The sequence below is a fragment of the Rhodococcus sp. P-2 genome, from assembly GCF_016598535.1.
In the GTDB taxonomy this organism is placed as follows: domain Bacteria; phylum Actinomycetota; class Actinomycetes; order Mycobacteriales; family Mycobacteriaceae; genus Rhodococcus_F; species Rhodococcus_F baikonurensis.
The window spans coordinates 1,890,831-1,911,217 of record NZ_CP066779.1; the positions used below are offsets into that span (position 1 = coordinate 1,890,831).

The 20,387-nt window shown below is 62.6% G+C and carries 20 protein-coding genes; 13 read left to right on the plus strand and 7 right to left on the minus strand.

What is annotated here, in order from left to right; genetic code table 11:
- Positions 1-26 precede the first annotated feature (26 nt).
- Positions 27-671: a response regulator gene (locus I7X09_RS08940; RefSeq protein ID WP_234036859.1), complete on the minus strand. Its 645-nt coding sequence runs from the start codon at positions 669-671 to the stop codon at positions 27-29.
- Entirely contained in the window at positions 668-1,804 is a 1,137-nt protein-coding gene (locus I7X09_RS08945) for a sensor histidine kinase (protein ID WP_200316431.1), read from the minus strand. Before I7X09_RS08945 ends, I7X09_RS08940 begins: the two co-directional genes overlap by 4 nt.
- A 132-nt stretch (positions 1,805-1,936) precedes the next feature.
- Here I7X09_RS08945 and I7X09_RS08950 point away from each other — a divergent pair, with 132 nt between their 5' ends.
- Both I7X09_RS08950 and I7X09_RS08955 read left to right on the plus strand, forming a co-directional pair.
- Positions 1,937-2,644 (plus strand): class I SAM-dependent methyltransferase, encoded by a 708-nt coding sequence (locus I7X09_RS08950; protein ID WP_234036860.1) that lies wholly within the window; start codon positions 1,937-1,939, stop codon positions 2,642-2,644.
- Positions 2,641-3,543 carry a DedA family protein gene (locus I7X09_RS08955; protein WP_200316432.1) on the plus strand — a complete coding sequence of 301 codons (903 nt, stop codon included), beginning with the start codon at positions 2,641-2,643 and terminating at the stop codon, positions 3,541-3,543. Before I7X09_RS08950 ends, I7X09_RS08955 begins: the two co-directional genes overlap by 4 nt.
- A 383-nt stretch (positions 3,544-3,926) precedes the next feature.
- Here I7X09_RS08955 and I7X09_RS08960 read toward each other — a convergent pair whose 3' ends face one another.
- A complete protein-coding gene (locus I7X09_RS08960) occupies positions 3,927-4,718 on the minus strand; it encodes a MerR family transcriptional regulator (protein ID WP_166809314.1) in 792 nt (263 codons plus the stop codon).
- Positions 4,719-4,965: 247 nt separating this feature from the next.
- On the opposite strand from I7X09_RS08960, the gene I7X09_RS08965 reads away from it, so the two are divergent.
- Entirely contained in the window at positions 4,966-5,193 is a 228-nt protein-coding gene (locus tag I7X09_RS08965; protein WP_234036861.1) for a hypothetical protein, read from the plus strand.
- Between the two features lie 69 nt (positions 5,194-5,262).
- On the opposite strand, the gene I7X09_RS08970 is transcribed toward I7X09_RS08965, so the two are convergent.
- Positions 5,263-5,679, minus strand: a complete 417-nt coding sequence (locus tag I7X09_RS08970) for a DUF7144 family membrane protein (protein WP_200316434.1) — start codon at positions 5,677-5,679, stop codon at positions 5,263-5,265.
- Between the two features lie 147 nt (positions 5,680-5,826).
- Between I7X09_RS08970 and I7X09_RS08975 the strand changes: the two genes are divergently transcribed.
- A complete protein-coding gene (locus I7X09_RS08975) occupies positions 5,827-6,459 on the plus strand; it encodes an alpha-ketoglutarate-dependent dioxygenase AlkB (protein WP_095968790.1) in 633 nt (210 codons plus the stop codon).
- Here I7X09_RS08975 and I7X09_RS08980 read toward each other — a convergent pair.
- Together I7X09_RS08980 and I7X09_RS08985 are read right to left on the minus strand one after the other, a co-directional pair.
- Positions 6,452-7,990, minus strand: a complete 1,539-nt coding sequence (locus tag I7X09_RS08980; protein ID WP_200316435.1) for an AMP-binding protein — start codon at positions 7,988-7,990, stop codon at positions 6,452-6,454. The genes I7X09_RS08975 and I7X09_RS08980 overlap by 8 nt on opposite strands.
- Positions 7,987-8,745, minus strand: a complete 759-nt coding sequence (locus I7X09_RS08985) for a crotonase/enoyl-CoA hydratase family protein (protein WP_234036944.1) — start codon at positions 8,743-8,745, stop codon at positions 7,987-7,989. Before I7X09_RS08985 ends, I7X09_RS08980 begins: the two co-directional genes overlap by 4 nt.
- Before the next feature lie 174 nt (positions 8,746-8,919).
- On the opposite strand from I7X09_RS08985, the gene I7X09_RS08990 reads away from it, so the two are divergent.
- On the plus strand, positions 8,920-9,693 hold the full coding sequence (locus tag I7X09_RS08990) for a hypothetical protein (RefSeq protein WP_200316437.1): 774 nt from the start codon (positions 8,920-8,922) through the stop codon (positions 9,691-9,693).
- Between the two features lie 22 nt (positions 9,694-9,715).
- Here the strand turns inward: I7X09_RS08990 and I7X09_RS08995 are convergent, their stop codons facing one another.
- Complete coding sequence (locus I7X09_RS08995) at positions 9,716-10,408, minus strand: SDR family NAD(P)-dependent oxidoreductase (RefSeq protein WP_166809309.1); 693 nt, start codon at positions 10,406-10,408, stop codon at positions 9,716-9,718.
- 134 nt (positions 10,409-10,542) lie between these two features.
- On the opposite strand from I7X09_RS08995, the gene I7X09_RS09000 reads away from it, so the two are divergent.
- The 8 genes from I7X09_RS09000 to I7X09_RS09035 all read left to right on the plus strand — a co-directional run bounded on the left by I7X09_RS09000 (position 10,543) and on the right by I7X09_RS09035 (position 20,357).
- Positions 10,543-11,460, plus strand: a complete 918-nt coding sequence (locus I7X09_RS09000) for a LysR family transcriptional regulator (RefSeq protein WP_200317745.1) — start codon at positions 10,543-10,545, stop codon at positions 11,458-11,460.
- A gap of 139 nt (positions 11,461-11,599) precedes the next feature.
- Complete coding sequence (locus tag I7X09_RS09005) at positions 11,600-12,976, plus strand: MFS transporter (RefSeq protein WP_095968786.1); 1,377 nt, start codon at positions 11,600-11,602, stop codon at positions 12,974-12,976.
- A gap of 63 nt (positions 12,977-13,039) precedes the next feature.
- Complete coding sequence (locus I7X09_RS09010) at positions 13,040-13,921, plus strand: shikimate dehydrogenase (RefSeq protein WP_200316438.1); 882 nt, start codon at positions 13,040-13,042, stop codon at positions 13,919-13,921.
- 44 nt (positions 13,922-13,965) lie between these two features.
- A complete protein-coding gene (locus I7X09_RS09015; RefSeq protein WP_200317747.1) occupies positions 13,966-15,918 on the plus strand; it encodes an oxidoreductase in 1,953 nt (650 codons plus the stop codon).
- Complete coding sequence (locus I7X09_RS09020; protein ID WP_200316439.1) at positions 15,915-16,739, plus strand: aldo/keto reductase; 825 nt, start codon at positions 15,915-15,917, stop codon at positions 16,737-16,739. The genes I7X09_RS09015 and I7X09_RS09020 overlap by 4 nt, the downstream gene beginning before the upstream one ends.
- Entirely contained in the window at positions 16,739-17,833 is a 1,095-nt protein-coding gene (locus tag I7X09_RS09025; protein ID WP_200316440.1) for a Gfo/Idh/MocA family protein, read from the plus strand. The genes I7X09_RS09020 and I7X09_RS09025 overlap by 1 nt, the downstream gene beginning before the upstream one ends.
- Positions 17,830-19,557, plus strand: coding sequence for an FAD-dependent oxidoreductase (locus I7X09_RS09030; protein WP_200316441.1), 1,728 nt, complete (start codon positions 17,830-17,832; stop codon positions 19,555-19,557). Before I7X09_RS09025 ends, I7X09_RS09030 begins: the two co-directional genes overlap by 4 nt.
- A complete protein-coding gene (locus I7X09_RS09035; RefSeq protein ID WP_200316442.1) occupies positions 19,554-20,357 on the plus strand; it encodes a sugar phosphate isomerase/epimerase family protein in 804 nt (267 codons plus the stop codon). The genes I7X09_RS09030 and I7X09_RS09035 overlap by 4 nt, the downstream gene beginning before the upstream one ends.
- Positions 20,358-20,387: the final 30 nt, after the last annotated feature.

Genomic DNA, 20,387 nt, shown 5'->3' on the forward strand with positions numbered 1-20,387 from the left:
GGGCCGTAGAGCACCGTGGCTCGGCGTCATTGCTGGGCGTCACGCACAAGCAGCGCGGCTTGCACGCGGTTTGTGGTCTGCAACGCGGCCAAGATGCGACTGACGTGAGCTTTGACCGTGCTCTCCCGCATACCGAGCTCCTGCGCAATCTCTGCGTTGGTATCCCCGCGAGCGAGGAGGTCGAGGACGTCCCGTTCGCGGGGCGTCAAAGACTCGATGCGTTGGCGGGCATTTGTTGCCGCCTTCGTATCGGTGCGGTGGTAGCGGTCGATAAGTCGCCTGGCGGCGTTGGGGTGCAAGATGGCCGATCCCGCAGCCACAGTGTGGACCGCGCGCACTATTTCGCCGGGAGCAGCGTCCTTGAGCAGGAACCCATCGGCGCCCGCAGCCACTGCTTCGTAGACGTATTCGTCGAGATCGAAGGTGGTCAGAGTGATAATTTTCGGTGGATACGGCAGAGCTCGGAGCCTCGAGATCGCCGCGATACCGTCCATTCTCGGCATACGGATGTCGACCAACGCAACGTCGATCCGGTGAGCGGTAGCCTTCTCGATTGCTTCGATGCCGTCGGATGCTTGCGCAGCGACCTCGATGTCGGGGTCGTCGACAAGTAGGTCCGTGAGGCCGAGTCGAACAAGTGCGTCGTCGTCGACGATCATTACGCGGATCATTTTTCCTGCCAATCTTGTTCGACCGGATGGGGGTGTGGAATTCGAGCTGAGACTCGCCACCCGCCTTCGTCGGTGGGGCCCGCTTCGAATTCGCCTCCCAGCGCGAGCACTCGCTCACGGAGTCCGACCAATCCGTAGCCGGAGGGGGCTGCATCCGGGGATGCCGACCCGGGCGTGTTGTCGACCGACACGGTAGTCACAGGTAGTCCGTAGGTGAGGCGGACGGTGACCGAACCGCCTACCGCATGTTTACGCGCATTGGTCATCGACTCCAAGACGATGCGCTGTACAGCGAGCTGATGGGCGACAGGGGCGTCAGCTGAGGTGCCATCGACTACGAGCGTGACATCTTGCCCGGCCGCGCGTGCTTGTTCGGTCAGGTCGTCGACATCTACGAGAACCGGTCGAGTCGGCAGATCTTCAGGGGATTCGTGAAGGGCCCCGAGAAGGTCTCGCAGATCGGACAATGCTTGCGTGGATGCGTTGCGTAACAGAGTAAGTCGATCACCGATCGGAGCGGGGAGGGTCGCCGATTTGGCCTCGAGAACACCGGAGTGCAGAGCGATGATGCTCAGACGATGCGCGAGAACGTCGTGCATCTCCGCTGCGATCCGGGCCCGTTCCTTGGCGCGCGCCCGGTCCTCCCCCAGACTCCGTTCGTGCTTGAGACGCGCGACTTCGTCGTTGAGCACCGCGATCCTTTTCCGGCGGTGTCCGACCCACATTCCCGCCAGCATCGGCAACGCGAGAATGATGATCATCGCGGATATCTCGATTGCCTGTGGAGTGGCCTGAGCAGGCGCGAATGCTGTCACCGCGATCGCGATTGCACTGAAGAGCAGGGCGATGTTCGTGCGCCGCTGGACTGTAAGATCGAACAAGACCAACGCCAGCAGCGGCAGAAGAACCCAGCCGAAAATGCCGGTTGCAGCCGTAATCACCACTGGGGCGACGTACCAGGGGACTCTCTGCCAAGCGATCAATGCCCCGGCAACTGCCGCGACGACGATCCCGGGAACCCGATATCCGCTGTCGAGAGATGACGCACAGTTCTGGATAGCGGTCGCGGTGAACACCGCGACGATGACGAGACGCCCCGTTGCACGGACGGTCGAGTTCTCAGCCCAGGTCATGCCAATGACAGTAGTTGTCACAGCTCCCGATTGACCCCGACGATGGGAGCCCACGACCCCCGACTTTCGTCGGGGTATACCGTCGTCGATCGGCCGATTCTCCTGCTCACCGATATTCGTAGCGTCGAATCCGTGAATGACAAACCCCGCTCCACTCGATCTGTCCGCCCCGGAGTCAATTCTTCCGCCATGTTCCTACGCGAGGCGTTCGACGGTTTCCGCGACGTCGGCGCCGTCGCTCCGAGCAGCATCTCACTTGCCCGGGCGATGACTGCACCGGTTACCCGATTCGACGGTCCGCGCACTGTCCTCGAGGTCGGAGCAGGGACGGGCCCGATCACAACGGCGCTGCTCGACCGGCTCTCGCCGACCGACAGACTCGATGTCGTCGAAACGAATCCGCGCTTCGCAGCTCGATTGCGCGAGCTCACTCGCGACGCCCATAGATTCGGTGGGCCGCGCACGCATGTCCACGAATCACGAATTGAATTGATGAAAAATGACATTCGCTACGACGCGATCGTTTCCGGACTACCGTTCACCAATTTTGCGCCTGGCACGGTGAGGGACATTCTCACGCGCTACGACGAACTTCTCACAGGTGGAGGGTGTTTGACGTACTTCGCCTACCGGGGCACTCGTCGACTGCGTTCGGTGACCGCTGCACGGGAATCAGTGCGTCGCCACCGCCAGGTCGAGGAGCTTCTCACCGAATACCGACAACGATTCACCGTGGACTGCAAGACAATCTGGGCGAACCTTCCGCCCGCCCTGGTGTGGGAACTGTCTCGTGAAGTCCTACCGAACCCCGCCCCGACTGATCCCCAGGTGAACGCGTGATCGATCTGGTTGGGCTGCTGGGACATGTACCCGCTTATGGTGCCTACGCGCTGGTCGGCACTGCGGTCCTGGCCGAGTCCGTTCTTCTTGTCGGCGCTCTTGTCCCCACGTTCACACTTCTGGTGACAGGTGGCGCAATGGCCCGGTACGGGCACGTCAATCTGGCGGTTCTCATCGCAATCGCCGCCATGGCAGTCGTGGTCGGTGACTTCCTCGCCCACCGCACCGGGCGCTCGCTTCACCGGCGTCCCTTCAGCGAGAGGCTCTTTCGCCGCGTCCCCACTCGGTTACTGCGACGAGCCGAGGCACTGATCCTTCGACACGGCGGCCCTGCTGTGTTGGCAAGTCGATTCATCCCGGTCGTGCGAACACTGACTCCCCACCTCGTCGGGATGTCTGATCTGTCGTACCGCAAGATGGCTCCGTACAGCACGGTCGGTGCCCTCGTGTGGGCGACAGCCGAGACAACCCTCGGGTACATGACCGCCGCATCCCTCCATCAGATCACGACGTTCGGGGCCCCGTTTCTTGTCGCAATTGCCGCACTGACGGCCGCTGCGGTGGTCGGAGCAAGATGGGTGACCCTTCGCAGCAGATCAAGAGCGCGGGTGTTACCTGCTTGGTCCCGTGCGTACTCTTGCGGAAGCACCTTCTGCGAGCGCTCGGCGCAGGCTGGGCGCCACCGCATGCAGGAGGACATCGATCATTCGGATCGCAGACGACGTGATGTGAGTTCAGTTCCGCGACAACGCTGCACAGAACTCTCCGGGTTGGTCGACATGCAACCGCAACCCATCGATCAGAGTGGAGCCAGATCCCTTCGACAGCCGTTTCGGGAGCGTGACCGAGACGGGTCGGTCGAAGCCGACGTCCACGACAGTGCCGTCGGGCCCCGGTAGAACCAGGCAGTCGTCGACAATCGCATTTGCCGTCTCACCGAATCTTCGGACCATGCTCACCCGCGAAATCCGTGATCGGTCCACCTCGACGCGTATACCTGCGCCTGATCGAAACACCGCTGTTCGAGGTGACACGAGATGCGGGCGCACGACACGTCCGGCAAGCCACCCACCGATCGCGATCAGCGACAACACCGTTGCGATGAGCAGCACGATGCGGAGCCAAGGCCATGGAACCAGGAAATGAATCGCTACGGCCTCGATCACACTCGCCGCTGCAAATGCCACCGGTATCGACATGGTCCCCCTCGAGTAGCCGAAAGTCGCTGTATCGCTGGAACCTCCGTCAACCCGACCTCTCGCGAGTAACCACAATGTTCGGATCATGAACTTCCTCCAGACATGAGACGTGCTGCGACGCGCACGACCACTTCCCGTTGCGCCGGATCAGGCACCAGATCTGCGATCCCGACCGAGACGCCCACACCTGCAGATTCTCCGTCCGTGGGCACGTCGCCGAGGACTTCGGCCAGCGATTCCTCCAACTCGCACGACAAGTTCGCGATCTCGTATGCGGCCTCGGTAACCTCGCGCCCAGCCAGTGCGGCGAAACGGCGGTACAGATCGACGATTCGCTTCCGGTCACTCTCGTCGGACAGCAATCGCGTAGCCGTGGAGAACAGTTCATGCGGCGCAGTTCCCGAGATCGCCACCAATTCCCACATGTCGCGTTCACGCTCGAAGACATGCCGAACCGAATCCGTCGGGGACGACGCGATCAACTCGTCGAACGCAGACAGCAACTCCACCGGAAGCGGCGAGACCACCCGGCCGGCACCTCGCGCCGAGAGCATTTCCTCGAGGCGCACTCGCTGGTCTGCGAGGACGCGCTGCTTCCGGTCTATCTCCGCGATCAGGGAAGAAAGATCTTCGGCGAAGTCGTCCGGTTCTCGTGCATCGATCGGTTCCGGCTCGATCATTGCGGCAATGGAGCCGAGTGGAATGCCGGCGGCAGAGAGCCAACGAATGCGCATCAGCCTTACCAGATCGGGTAGTTCGTACGTTCGGTATCCGTTGGACAGCCGTCTCGGCTCAGCCAGCAGGCCCAGACGGTGATAGTGCCGAACGGTCCGTGGGGTGGTGCCTGCCGCCCTGGCCACGTCGCTGATTCGCATACGAACAGCATCAACTATGACGCTACGTCATAGTCAATATTCGGCACGCCGGGCCACGGGCCCAAGGTCCTGTTCTAGCGGCCAGGAGTTTCGCGGACGAATTTCGCGGGTATTGATCCCTTGCGGCGGCGATTTCCAGAGCGAGGGGTCAGCCGCGCAAGGTCTGCCCCCGGCTGTCACTCGCCGGGCGGCGGGCCGCCAAAACCAGCGGGGCCGGCGAAACAATCTGTGCCAGGCGATGATTTCGATGCAAACGACACGAATCGACACCATCCTGATTCTGATCGTCGGGACGGCCATCGGACTGATCGTATGGTTGGCCACCCGGCAACCGATCGCTTCGATCGGGCTCGGCCTGGCTACCGTCGCCATCTGCTGGATCTCGTGCTCGATGATCCACGGCTTCCCTCAACGATCGTCCAAGCACTTGCATCCGAACGACGACCCGGAACGCGATTCTCCGAAGCGGAGATGACTCCGGCCCCCGCACCGAGCAGTGAGTGGTTCACCTGTCGCAGGTGAACCACTCACTCCGGTCAGGTGATCAGACCTCGTCGGGTCGCCACGTCGCGACGGCCCAGATCACAGCGACGTCGAGAGCGATGATCACGATCGACCACAGCGGGTAGTACGGCAACCACAAGAAATTGGTCACGATCGAGAGGGCCGCGATCACGAATGCCATCCCGCGAGCCCAGGTCATCCCCACGAACAACCCCAGGGAGACCGCAATGCCGATGATTCCGAGCACGATGTGGATCCAACCCCACGTCGTGACGTCGAATTCGAAGGTGTAGTTGACTCCGACGACGAGGAGATCGTTGTCTGCGAGAGCCGCGATGCCTTGCAGTAATGCGACTACGCCGGCAACGAAGAGCAGGCATGCGGCCGCCACCGTCGTCCCGATGGCAAAGCCTTGTCGGACAGGATGGTTCGCATGTAATTGGCGCGGAGCAGTCATGGCGTCCCCTTCATCGGCGAAATAGCGTGAGAACAGTATTCAAAGGTTCACGCCGACGGACATCACCCAGCAAGGATGAACAGCCGTCCAGCACCGCAATTGAAATTCATGGGAACATATGTTCGATTACGGTGTACGGTGGTGTCCATGACCGCCACGATGCAACCGTCTCTGTTCGACAACGGTGACCTCGGCGTTTCTTTGGCCGAACTCGACGGCACCGTGCAGCGACGCATTCTCACCGCCGGCGCCTGGGTCGACCATCGCCCTGCCTGGTTGACCGGGTCCGCGGCCGTGTTCGACAACCTGGAGGCCACGGTCCCGTGGCGCTCCGAACGGCGTCAGATGTACGACCGCGTTGTCGACGTACCTCGGCTGGTGTGCTTCTATGCAGAAAACGAACCGCTGCCGGACGCACTTCTCGCCGAAGCCAAGGATGCGCTGAGCAGGCACTACTTCAACGAACTCGGCGAGCCCTTCGCCACGTCGGGGCTGTGTTTCTATCGTGACGGTTCCGACAGCGTTGCCTGGCACGGGGACGACACGGGACGAAGCCGCACCGAGGACACGATGGTTGCCATCCTGTCTCTCGGTGCCGCTCGCCCGCTCCTTCTGCGCCCCCGCGGGGGTGGCGAATCGATCCGGTTCAATCTCGGTCACGGCGATCTACTCGTGATGGGCGGATCTTGCCAACGAACCTGGGAACACTGCGTCCCCAAGAGTGCGAGAGCCCTCGGGCCGAGAATCAGCGTTCAATTCCGCACTCGCGGAGTCAGATAGCGTCGCGAAGCTCGTCTCGAAGCGCCTTCCGATTGAGCTTGCCGACGGCGGTCTTCGGAACCGATTCGGCGAAAACCACCCGACGCGGTTTCTTGTACGACGCCAGTCGCTCGCCGACGTGCGCCACCAATGAGGCTTGGAGTGAGTCGTTTTCGACGGTCCCGTCCTTGAGGACGACCACCGCCGTGACGGCCTCCACCCACTTGGCGTCTGCGGTGCCCACCACGGCAACCTCACGAACAGCAGGATGCGTCAGGAGTGCGTCCTCGACTTCACGGGGATAGACGTTGTATCCGCCGCTGATGATCATGTCCGACACTCGGTCCTTCAAGAACAGGAATCCCTCGGCATCGAAATGGCCGATGTCACGTGTGTGGACCCAACCGTCTTCGGTGAAGGTGTCAGCATTCAGTTCCGGTGCATTGAAGTATCCGGCGATCGCAGATGGCGAGCGAATCACGATTTCACCCGGTTCTCCCTGCGGCACTTCGTTTCCCTCACCGTCGAGCAGCCTGATCTCGACGTCGATGGCCGGCTGACCGCAGGACAGCAGGCGATCTTCCCTGTGATCTTCGGGCCGTAGGACTGCGATACACAGCGGTGCCTCGGTCTGCCCGTAGTACTGCAGAAAACGGTGTTGTCCCCAAGCCTGCATTGCACGTTCGATGGTGGCCAGCGGCATCGGCGACGCACCGTAGATCACGGATTTCAGACTCGAGATGTCTGCGGTCGCGAAATCAGGGCGTTCGAGAAGCATCTGAATCATCGTCGGCACCAGATTGATTGTGGTGGCACGATGCTCGGTTATCGAGCTCAAGAACGTCGAGGGATCGAATCCAGGAAGAATGACGGTCTTACCGCCGCGGAGCCAGAACGGAAGCACGAAAACACCGCTGGCATGGATCAGCGACGCCGCGTGCAGCATCGTGTCGTCTCGAGTTGCAGGAAGCAGATTGAGCAGTACGTTGCGGCAGATACCGGCGTAACTACGTTGAGTGTGCTGCGCAGCCTTCAGCGTTCCGGTAGTCCCCGAGGTGAACAAAGTCAGGATCACGTCGTCAGGAGCCACCTCGACGTCCGGGGTGTCCGAAGGCATGCTCTGCGCCTGGTCGAGCAAGGAACTCTGTCCCGCCGCATCCGTTTCCAGACCGATGAATGTCCGATCGGGGAACCGGGCGGACAGTTCCGCGGCCCGGTCTGCGAGGTCACGACCGAAGACGACGTGTGAGCTGTCGGTGTCCTCGAGCATCCGCGCATGCTCGTCGAGCGACAGTCGCGAATTGAGTGGAACCCGGTTGACGCCGGCTTTCACACAGGCAAAATCGACAGGCACGCTGGCTAGAGAGTTGTCGACCAGCAACGCAACCCGCGCGCCGCGCCCGATACCGAGCGCAATGAATGCGTGTGCCAATCGGCTGCTGAGTTCGTCCACTTCCGTGAACGTCATCGATCGATCGCCGAAGACGACGGCCGTTCGCGGGCCGTGCTGTCGCGCGCCACGGGCGATCAGGTCTCTGGTTATGGGCATCATGGTTCAGTTTCCTCGTTCGAATTCCGGTTGTTCTCGAATCGGCCGTGCCGGCCGGCGCCCGCGGCGAACGCAGCAGCGCCGCGCACACCTTCAGCGATGACAATGGGATTTCCTGCAACGCCCTCGGCGCGCAGTGCTTCGGCAAGTGGTAGATCAAAAGATCGATAGGCCGACGCGCGATCCGCGAGCATGCAGAGTTGAGGGAAAGCGGTCAGCTGGTGTGCAAGCTCCTTGGCAGCCTGAAGTGATTGCCCCACTGGAACAACACGATTGGCAAGTCCGAAGGACAGCGCCTCCGGAGCGTCGACCGGGCGACCGGTCAAGATCATGTCGAGCGCTCGCCCCTGCCCGACGATTCGCGGCAGACGCACGGTCCCACCGTCGATGAGGGGAACTCCCCAGCGTCGGCAGAAGACTCCGAAAACGGAATCTTCCTCGCAAATTCTCAGATCCGCGAGCAAGGAAAGCTCGAGCCCTCCGGCCACCGCGTATCCGCTGACCGCAGCGATCAACGGTTTGGACAACACCAACCGACTCGGCCCCATCGGCCCGGTGCCGCCACCTTCGGGATGCAACTCGTGCACTCGGGCGGGGTCGGAGACTGCGATCAAATCCGCACCGGCACAAAATGTGCCGCCCGCACCCCACAGAATCGCGACCTTCTGACTCTCGTCCGACTCGAAATCCAAGAACGCATAACGCAACTGCGCCGCCATCGGTCCGTCCACCGCATTCTTGCGATCGGGGCGATTCATCACGATAACGGTGACGCCGCCGTCACGCTCCACATAGACATCGCCACCTGGTCGATCGGAGTCGGTCACGATAATTCCTCACTGCTCGCGGATATGGTTTCCCGGTACCCACCATGCCACTTGTAACAGAATTTGTCAGGAGTTGTTCAAAAGTTGTTACAAAATGATCGAGGAATGTCCGCAACCCGAGTCGTACTGGACCTCGCGACGGCCAGTCCGGACACCGAGTTCAGCACCGCCGTGCTGACCCGGGCCGGCGAGATCGTCGGCGTCAGCGCCTCGAGCATTCGCGTGGCAGCAGGCCGTCTGTGCCGCGAGGACAAACTGCGTCGAACCGCTCGCGGAACGTATGTCCTCAACCCGGACGGCATCCCCACCTACGGCGAGGTCGAGGGGTGGCGAACACGCACCGATCGCATACGCCCCTGGGGCGGCACCTGGATCGCCGTCGAACACTCAGGTCTCAAGCGAAGCGACCGCACTGCCGCTCGCCGGCACGATCAGGCGTTGCGCCTGGCGGGCTACGAGGACTGGAAGCCCACACTCGCAGTCCGACCGAACAATCTCGCCGGCGGCACCGACAGCGCCCGCCGCACTCTCCGCCGACTCGGCGCCGCCCCCGAATCTACAGTCATGGAGATCGATCACCTTGCCCCCGAGGATGATTCGATAATTCGCACACTCTGGAACTCGGAAGCACTGTTGGCCGACATCGCCGGGGCCCGTGAAGCACTCACACAGGCGCAAACACGCCTGGCGACAATCAGTCGCGAGGAGGCGGCCCGCGAATCACTTGCTTTGGGCAGCGCGGTGATCTCGGTCATCGTGCGCAATCCACTTCTTCCGGAAGAACTCGAACCGACGCAGCCACTGCGAGACCTGATCTCGCACATGCTCGAGTACCAAGATGCATCTCGTGAACTGTGGCAGTCACTGCTCCAATTCTGATCGACCTCTCCCAGAAGATAATTCAGTACGTGGCGCGGCCACCACTGGCGTCGTACACAGCACCGGTCGAGTAACTCACCGCAGACGACGACAGCCAGGAGATCAGTTCGGCGATCTCGTCCGCCTTCCCCATTCGCGCCATCGGCGTCAAAGACTGCGAACGGGCGAGGATGGCCGGATCGGTGCCGGCATTCATCGGACTTTCCACCGCCGCGGGAGCTATCGCGTTGACCAGCACACCGGTGGTGGCGATCTCTTTTCCGAGCGATTTCGTCAGCGCGACGACGGCCGCCTTGGACGCCGAATACGCACTCTGATTCGGGTTTCCGTCCTTGGCCGCAATGCTCGCAAGGTTTACGACTCGCCCCCACCCCGACGCGACCATCCCCGGCACGAATGCCCGGCACATGAGAAACGTTCCCTCGACGTTGATGCGGAACGTACGCTGCCAGCCCGCAAGATCGACGTCGACGAGTGGCGCCGACGGCCCGACGATTCCCGCACTGTTGATCAAGATGTCGACCCTGCCGATTCGAGCACGAAGCGCGTCGACTGCGATCGGATCACTCACGTCGAGTTGTTCATCCGCACCCTCGGCAAGGTCGGCAGTAATGATCCGAACGCCATTCTCCGTCAACAGCTTTGCACTGGCGGCACCGATTCCGCTCGCACCACCGGTGATGAGCGCGGTAACACCCTCGGGATAACTCTGCATCGTCTTCACTCCTGAGTTTCTGTGCGATACGCACTCAATTTATGTTGCAAATAGGCATAATTGCCGTCACACTGTGTAGAAATTCTGAATATATGGCGTTTGTCGTCAACGTCAAATACCTGGAGGCCTTGCCGATGGAAACCCGCTGGTTGCACGCGTTTGTCGCGGTTGCGGAAGAACTTCACTTCGGGCGGGCCGCATCACGGCTCCAGATGGCCCAGTCTCCGCTCAGCCAGATGATCCGAAAGCTCGAAAAGGACATCGGCGTCAAGCTGTTCGAGCGAAGCACTCGCAGCGTCGCACTCACATCCGGCGGACACGCATTTCTCCCCCACGCCCATCGCGTCATCGAGAACATGGAGACGGCACGACACGCTACGCGCGCGTCGTCGGGGGGCGTCTACGGACGGGTCACGATCGGTTTCACCGGAGTGCTCAATTATCAGGCACTTCCGCCATTGACCCGCGCGTTGCGTCAGCGCTATCCGGAAGTCGAACTGACACTCCTCGGCCGGATCATGACTCGCGACGCGGTCATTCAACTCGAGAGCGGCGCCCTCGATCTGGCCTTCGTGGGACTACCAGTGGAATCCGCGTCACTGTCCACCCGGCTGATTCGACGGGAGGCATTCGGCGCCGTGCTTCCGATCGACCATCCCCTCGCCGAGAGGGACGCGATCGACCTCCGTGAATTGGCCGACGACGGATTCGTGACCACCCCGCTCTCGGCCGGCTCTGCCCTCCAGGAAACCGCGATGCGCGCTTGCATGAACGCAGACTTCAGACCTCGCGTCGTCCAGGAGATCACCGATCCGTACATGATCCTCATGCTCGTTGCCGCGGGCGTCGGCGTAGCGCTGATGACGTCCGGGATGGCTGCGATCACCCCACCTGGCAGTGTGTTCGTCCCGCTCACCGGCGAGCCGACGTTCATGAATCACGGAATTGCCTGGTCACCTCGGCACATGACCGATGCGCTCGCCGTCGCACTGGAGACGTCCGAGGAGATTCTGCCTACGCCCGATATTGAGACCAAAAACGTCATTATCTGAGACTCATTTAGTGTTGGACGCGCCATAGTCCTTCGTGGCACTGTCGTCTCAGCCGCCGAAAGGTGAGGGACGTCACCGATGCGTGGTGCATCACCAAACGTGCCGCCACGGCCGGCCCATCGGGACGAAAGGACTTCACATGGCACCACCGATCACCTCCACCGGTTCCACGCACTCCACCGAAGAACATCCGAATTCGAACGCGCGCCGCGCCGCCGTTTCAGGCTTCCTCGGCAGCACCCTCGAGTACTACGACTTCTTCATCTACGGCTCCGCGGCCGCGCTCGTATTCCCCAAGATCTTCTTTCCTGGCGGTGGCTCGACGGCAACGCTGCTCTCGATCAGCACCCTGGGCGTGGCCTACGTCGCCCGCCCACTCGGCGCAGTGCTGTGGGGACACCTCGGCGATCGGTACGGACGCAAAAACGCACTTCTCGCCTGCCTGCTCCTCATGGGTGTTGCGACAGTCATCGTCGGTTGCCTGCCGACCTACGACCAGATCGGCATCGCCGCGCCGATCATTCTCGTCTTGCTTCGCCTACTTCAGGGGCTCTCCGCCGGCGGTGAATCACCCGGCTCTTCGGCACTGACACTCGAACACGCACCGGATCACCGTCGCTCGTTCTTCACCTCGTTCACCATGAGCGGGATCATGTTCGGTATCGTCGTCTCCAGCCTGGTCTTCATCCCAGTGGCGAGCCTGCCCGACGAAGACCTCTACTCGTGGGGTTGGCGAGTTCCCTTCTGGCTCAGCATCATCGTGACCGTCGTTGCCCTGTGGCTACGTCGCGCCCTGGATGAGCCCGAGGTGTTCGAAGAACTCAAGGAACAGGACGAGACGGCCGGAATTCCCGTCGTCGAGATGTTCCGCTCGCACTGGCGCACCGTGATCCGTATCAGCATGAGCTCGACCTTCGCGATGATCAACACCATCGTCAACGTCTTCGCCCTGGCGTACGCCGTCGAATCGGGATTCGAACGCTCAACCATGCTGTGGGCAATCGCGACCGCCAATTTTGTTGCCGTACTGACTCAGCCGCTGTTCGGCATTCTCTCGGATCGCTACGGACGTAAGCCCATCTTCGTCGTCGGCGCGATCGGAGCCGGCCTGATGATCTTCGTGTTCTTCCATTCGATCGGAACCCAAAGCGTCCCCATGGTCTTCGCTTCCGGAATCGTCATGATCGGCATCTTCTACGCGATGCCCAACGGCACGTACCCGGCGTACTTCCCCGAGCAGTTCCCCGCGAAGGTCCGGTACACCGGAATGGCCGTCAGCCTCATGCTCGGACTCCTTGTTGCCGGCTTCACACCGGCTATCGCCCAGGCCATTTCGGCCGGAGACAAGAGCAACTGGACACCAGTTGCATGGATGTGCCTGGGCTTCGCCGTCGTCTCCGCCATCGCGGCAATGACCGGACCGGAAACGTACCGCACGCCCACAGCAGAACTGGGCATACCGAAGCCGAGCCTGCCGAGCAAGCAGGACTCAGAGCTCACCAGCAACAACGCTTGACCGGACCGGCCCCTCGCGCTGAATCTCCGCGAGGGGCCGTCCCCACTTATGCAGGAGAATGTCATGACTACCGAATACACACGTCACCGTATCGGCCTTGTCGGGTCGGGTATCGCCACCTCACTCTCGCCCGCGTTGCACGCACACGAAGCAGCAGCACTCGGACTCGACGATTACAGCTACGAACTGATCGATCTCGAGAACCTGAACATCCCGGTCGAGAAAACCGGTGAGGTGGTGCGTGGCGCCGTCGGGGGCGATTTCACCGGACTGAACATCACCCACCCGTGCAAGCAGGTTGTCGTGGACGCGCTCGACGAGCTGTCCGACAACGCGCGGTTGCTCGGTGCCGTCAACACGGTTGTTGTCGACAACGGCCGTTTGATCGGCCACAACACAGACCACAGCGGATTCCTCACCGCACTGCAACGCAGTTTGCCCGACGCCGCCTTGGACCGAGTGGTGCTCGCAGGGGCAGGAGGGGCGGGTTCCGCTGTGGCCTACGCCCTCGCCGCCGCCGGCACCACGGATCTTCGCATCGCAGATATTGATCCCGATCGCGCTGCCGATGTGTGTTCTCGCGTCGCCTCGGCCTTCCCTGCCACGCGCACAACGGCTTTGGCGATCGGTGAGATCGCCGTCAACCTGACTACGTGCGACGGCGTCGTCAATGCGTCTCCGATCGGGATGGTCGGCCATCCCGGAACTCCCTTCGATCCCGCTGCGCTCCATTCGGACTTGTGGGTTGCCGACATCGTCTACCGACCGATGCGCACCGAATTACTCGATGCTGCACTTGCTCTCGGATGCTCGGTCCTCGACGGTGGGCAGATGCTGGTGGCTCAAGCCTCTGACACCTTCACACTCCTGACCGGTATCGAAGCCGATCCGGATCGCATGCGCAGCCATCTGAGCGAAATGCTCTCCGAGACGGCACGCGCATGAGCACAACCGAACGTCTACTTTCTCGAGAAGTACCGGGAGCACTGATGAACGTGACTGCACCGTTCGCCGAACCGCTCGACATGGGCACCGTCCGCCTTCGGAACCGGTTCGTGTCCGCTCCGATGGAACGCAACTACTGCGAAGTCGACGGCACCATGACGGACGAGTACATCGCCTACCTCGCCCGCCGCGCCGAAGGTGGTGCGGCACTGATCTTCACCGAAGCGAGCTACGTGCGCGCCGACGGCAAGGGTCGCATCCGGCAGATGGGTGTCGACGTCGACGAACGGATTCCCGGCATCAAGAAGATGGTCGAGGCGATCCACGCACACGGCGCCCTCGTCGGAGTCGAACTCAACCACGGTGGACGCACGGCGCAGGGGTCGGTCAGCGGATTTGTTCCCGTTGCGCCGACACCGATTCCGTGCATGGTCGTCGGCGGCGAGATGCCCGAACAACTCGACGGCGACGACATCGAGCACATCATCGAGTGTTTCGGTGAAGCCGCGGCGCGCTGCCAGAAGGCCGGCGTCGACGTCATCTCCCTACACGGCGGCCACGGGTACTTGATCCACCAGTTCCTCTCCCCTGCTTACAATCACCGAGACGACGAGTGGGCGGAGCCAACCCTCTTCGTCAACAGAGTCATCGCTGCGGTACACGAGCATGCTCCGGGAATTACTCTGGGACTTCGGTTCTCAGCTTTCGAAGGTGTCGACGGCGGACTCGACGCCGAGACAACCCGCGCCCGCATCGACGCCATCGACACCGACCGACTCGATTTCCTCGACGTCTCAGCAGGCAACTACGAAGCGGGACAATGGATCATCCAGCCCGGTGAATGGTCGCGCGGTCTCCTCGCGCCGTACTCCGAGCAGTACCAGCGCGACTTCGACATCCCGGTGGGTGTGGCCGGACGCATCACGTCGCCGGAGACCGCCGCGCGGATCATCGAATCCGGGCAAGCCAACTTCGTCAGCATGGCTCGTACGTTGCACGCTGATCCGGACTTCCCGAATCGCGCCATCGACGGTGGCCGGTACCGACCCTGCATCGCCTGCAACTACTGCATCGACAGCCTGGCCGCCGGCCCCATTCCCTGCTCCGTCAACCCGTGGGTCGGACGTGAACTGGATCAGCCCACACAGCCGGCTGATGCCACCGTGCGGGTCGCCGTCATCGGTGCAGGTCCGTCCGGAATGGCCGCTGCCCGCGACCTCGCACTTGCCGGCCATCGCGTCGACCTGTACGACGAACGCCCTAGCCTCGGTGGCGATTTCGCTCTGGCATCGACGCTGCACGAGTATCCCGAATACGGGCGGATAGTGGACTGGTACCTCGCGGAACTGGCCGAACTCGGGGTGCAGTGCCACACCTCGACCAGAGCAGATGCCGCTTTGCTCTCTGGTGGCGATTTCGACGCGATAGTTCTTGCCGCCGGCGGCGTCGGCCCCGTGGTCGATCTCCCCGGAGCAGCAACCCGTACCGTTCGCGACGTCCGCGAATTCCTCGTCTCCGGCGATCCTGCCCCCGAAGCAATCACCATCTTCGGCGCCGACCGCGAGGCTGCTGCCGTCGCAGACGATCTGCTCCAGAAGGGCACACAGGTCGTCATGATCGGCCCGCAGGAAACCATCGCACACGACGTCGGCCGACGCGGCAAGATCGTGCTGCTGCCGCGCCTGGCCGCAAGTGAGAACCTCACGACCTACCTGAGCTCGATCGTCACGAAAGTCGACGCCGAGTCGGTCACGATCTCGACAGGCGGTGTACTGAGCGAAGTCGACGCCCCCGGCGAGCTGCTGATCTCGCAAGGCGTCGAGCCGCGCTCGGAGCTTCTGACCGAACTCCGTTCACTGGCACCACGACTCGGCGTCCATACCGTCGGCGACGCGAGCGGTGACGGCGGGTCCATCCATGCCGCACTCGTGACCGCAGCCGACGTTGCCGTCACCATCACCGCCGCTGCTGCGGCCCGTCAGGAGGTTCACGCATGAGCGCACAGACAGCCGCACCGGTGGCAACTGCGTTGCCACCCATCGGACTCGGAACCTGGCCACTGGTCGGTGCCGACGCCACGAACTCGGTGCTCTCCGGAATCGAGGCCGGGTACCGCCTCATCGACACCGCCGCGATCTACGGCAACGAGGACGCCGTCGGCGTAGCGCTGGCGACATCGGGTCTACCGCGAGAAGAACTCTTCGTCACCACCAAACTTCGTGGAAACGACCAGGTTTCCGGTGACATCCGCGGAGCGCTCGAGCAGAGCTTGGAACGACTGGGACTGGATCAACTCGATCTGTTCCTGATCCACTGGCCGCTCCCGCGGATCGATCGTTACGTCTCGTCATTCGAGGCGATGCTGGCCTGCCGCGACGCCGGGCTGGTTCGGTACGTTGGAGTGTCGAACTTCCTCGAGCACCACCTGCGCCGCGTCGTCGCTGAAACCGGCGAGGCACCGGCAGTCAACCAGATTCAGATGGACCCGTCGCTCGCTCGAATCCCGGTTCGCCGCGCAAACGACGAACTTGGCATCTTCACTCAGTCTTGGAGTCCGCTCGGCCGGGGCGACGTGCTCGGCAATGCCGTTGTAAGCCAGATCGCCGATCGAATGGGTTGCACCCCTGCGCAGGTGGTTCTTGCTTGGCATGTCGCGCAGGGCGTGGTTCCGGTCGCGCGGTCCGCGAATCCGACGCGCCAGGCCGAGAACCTGGCAGCACTCGACGTGACCCTCACCGGCGAGGACATCGAAGCACTGAACAGTCTCGACCGCGGCGAGTCTGCGGCACGGGACGTCGAGGCAGAGGAACATTTCTGATGACGCTGAAAGTCGGAATCGTCGGCTGCGGCAAGATCGCCGGCAACCATGCCCGCGCCCTGCAACAAGTACCCGGTGTCGAGGTAATCGGCTGCTGCGACCCCGATCTCGGACGCGCCCAGGAATTCGCGGCACTCCACGGCATTCCCGCAGCCGTGAGTTCCGTGGAACAACTTCTGGCCCTCGGACTCGACGCCTGTACCGTCTGCACGCCCCATCCGGTACACGAAGAGGTGGTCGTTGCGGCTGCCGAGGCTGGTGTACATGTGTTGTGCGAGAAACCCATCGCAGTCGATGTTGCTGCCGCCGACCGCATGATCGATGCCGCCGACCGCGCCGGGATCACGTTCGGGGTGCTCTTCCAACGCCGATTCTGGCCTGCAGCGCGTCGGATCCGGGACGCCATCGACGACGGCCGGATCGGACTGCCCACGCTCGGCGAGGCGTCGGTCATCCTGCACCGCCCGTCGAGTTACTACTCGGCCGACGCGTGGCGCGGACGCTGGGATACCGATGGCGGCGGCGTGCTCATGACGCAGGCGGTACACCAGATAGACATGCTGGCCTGGTTCATGGGCGAGGCCGTGTCGGTCAGTGGCTTCATCCGCACCCATACACACGGTGAGCACATCGAGACCGAGGACAGCGCGTCAGCTGTGATCTCCTTTGCCTCGGGCGGCACCGCCACCGTCACCGCGACTACCGGTGCCAATCACAATCTGGGCAACCGTGTGACAGTGATCGGGCGCACCGGTGCCATGGCCAGCGTCCTCGAGTTTCCCGAAGGGCACGAGGGTGTCAACGAAATCTGGACCGTGCCGGGCGAAGTGGAGTTCCAGTCGCCGTACTCCGCCGACGTCGACGCCAATCTCGATGTGGGAGCCGTCAATGCGGCACTGACCGACTTCCATACCCTGCAGGTACAGGACTTCGCCGATGCCGTCCTGACCGGGCGCGAACCCGCCGTCACCGGCCGCGACGCCCGCGCGTCACTTGCCATCATCGCCGCAATCTACGAATCGTCACGAACCGGGAAGGTTGTCGATCTGACATCGACACCGACCCTCGCAACAACTGCCAAGGAGCAGAAATGAGTAGCAGTACCCCCCTCACCTACGACGTGGTTGTCGTGGGCTCCGGCGCAGGCGGGCTTTCCACGGCAATTGCCGCAGCACATGGCGGCGCGTCGGTACTCGTTGTCGAGAAGGCCGACACCTGCGGCGGTGCAACGGCATGGTCTGGTGGTTGGATGTGGACCCCGCGCAACATGTTTGCCATCGCCGACGGAGTTGTCGAGGACCGTTCGGCGCCGCGGACATATCTGGAAAACCGACTCGGCGACAATTTCGACGCCTCCAAGGTCGATGCACTCCTCGACGGCGCACCCGAGATGGTCGAATTCTTCGAACGCAAGACCGCGCTGAAGTTCGTTCCCGGAGCCAAGATCGCCGACATACACGGCGACACACCGGGAGCCGGCACGGGCCACCGTTCCGTCGGACCGACACCGGTGAGCTTGCGAAAGCTCGGCGCCGATGTCGCGGCGCTGCTTCGTCGACAACTGTACGAGACGTCGTTCCTCGGCATGGGGATCATGGCCGGCCCTGATCTGCAGGCTTTCCTGCACTCGACACGCTCGCCGAAAGCATTTGTGCACTGCGGTGTTCGAGTCACCAAGCACATGTTCGACCTCGCCACCAAGCGCCGTGGTCAGCAACTCGTCAACGGCACCGCGTTGGTCGGCATGATGCTGCGCTCTGCACTCGATCTGGGGGTTGATATTCGGGTGAAGACGTCGGCAACGTCGCTCCAGACCGATGACGACGGCCGCGTTGTCGGCGTCCGCCTGGAAGGCCCGGACGGTGCCTACTCGGTAAGTGCCCGACGCGGTGTCGTACTGGCCACCGGTGGCTTTGCGCAGGACATCGACCGACGACGCGAATTGTTCCCCCGGACCCCCACCGGAAACGAGCATTGGTCGCTCACCCCGAAGACAACCACCGGTGACGGCATCACCCTCGGTGAATCCGTGGGTGGCCGCCTGGACCGCACACTCGCATCCCCTGTCGCGTACTGCCCCGTCTCGATCGTTCGCTACCGCAACGGCAAGGAAGGGGTATTTCCGCACATCCTCGACCGCGGAAAGCCCGGTGTCATCGGAGTTCTCGCGAATGGTAAGCGTTTTGTCAACGAGGCACTCGGGTACCACGACTACACACTCGCGATGGTCGAGCAGGTTCCCGAGGGAGAAGAAGTGTGTTCGTGGTTGATCGCCGATCAACAGTATGTGCGATACCTCCCGCTGGGCATGGCCAAGCCCCTGCCGATCCCGATCCAGCCGTACCTGCGCTCCGGATACCTCACGCGTGGGCGCACTCTTCGGGACTTGGCCGAGAAGATCGGCGTCGACCCCGTGCAGTTGGAGAAAACCGTCGCAGCCTTCAACATCGGGTCTGTGGCCGGTGACGACCCCGAGTTCGGTCGCGGTACAACACCATTCAACCGAGGTTCCGGAGATGCAGCCAACCCTTGGCCGAACCCGTCGCTCGCGCCGTTGCAGAAGGGTCCGTACTACGCGGTGAAAGTGGTGCCAGGGAGTTTCGGCACCTTCGCCGGCCTGGTGACGGACTCGTCGTCGCATGTGCTCGACGACAACGACCGCCCCATCGAGGGATTGCTCGCCGTCGGCGTCGATCAGGCGAGCGTGATGGGCGGGCACTACCCGTCGGGCGGCATCAACCTCGGCCCGGCCATGACGTTCGGTTATCTGGCAGGTCGGGAACTGGCCGCCGCCACGACAGTTGGAGCGCACGCATGACACCCTCGCTGGGGCTTGCGGCCCTCACGGTGCTGGACACGGCTCCGATGCAACACGTCGACTTGGCCGAAAAACACGGCTTCGACACCATCGGCATTCGTCTGATGCCCGCGGCACCAGGCACGACGGCCTATCCTCTGCACGAGGACAAGCAGGGGTTGAACGAACTGGTTCGTCGACTGGACGATTCACCGGTCGAGATATTCGACCTCGAAATCATCCGTCTCGCAGCCGACTTCGACCCCGCCGACTACGTTCCGCTGCTCGAAGCCGGAGCACAGCTCGGAGCCAAAGCCGTTCTGGTTGGCGGTGACGACCGCGACCGCGCTCGGCTCACGGACTCCTATGCCCGCCTCGCGGAACTGTGCGCGAACTACGGCATCGTCGCTTCCCTCGAGTTCATGCCGTGGACCGCGGTACCTGATGCGAGTGCAGCCATCGAGATCGTCTCGGCGGCAGACGGTCCGGCTCGGAGCGTTCTCGTCGACGCGCTCCACACCGACCGCTCGGCGACCACGCTGGAGGATCTTTCCTCCATCCCGCGCGAGTGGCTGCACTACGCCCAGATGTGTGACGGTTCGATTCCTGCTCCCACGGCGGATGCAGAGCTGATCCGTCAGGCCCGCGAGGAGCGTCTGGTGCCCGGCACCGGCGGCATCGCCCTGGCCGACATCTGGTCGACTTTGCCTGCCGGGTTGCCGGTCAGCATCGAATTGCCCAACGAGCCACTTCGTCAGGCCGTCGGCACGGACGCCTGGCTGGAGCGCCTGGTCGAGGCCACGCGAGAAGTATTGGCCTAGCGGCCCTGTGCGCGTTTAGCGAGTCCAGGC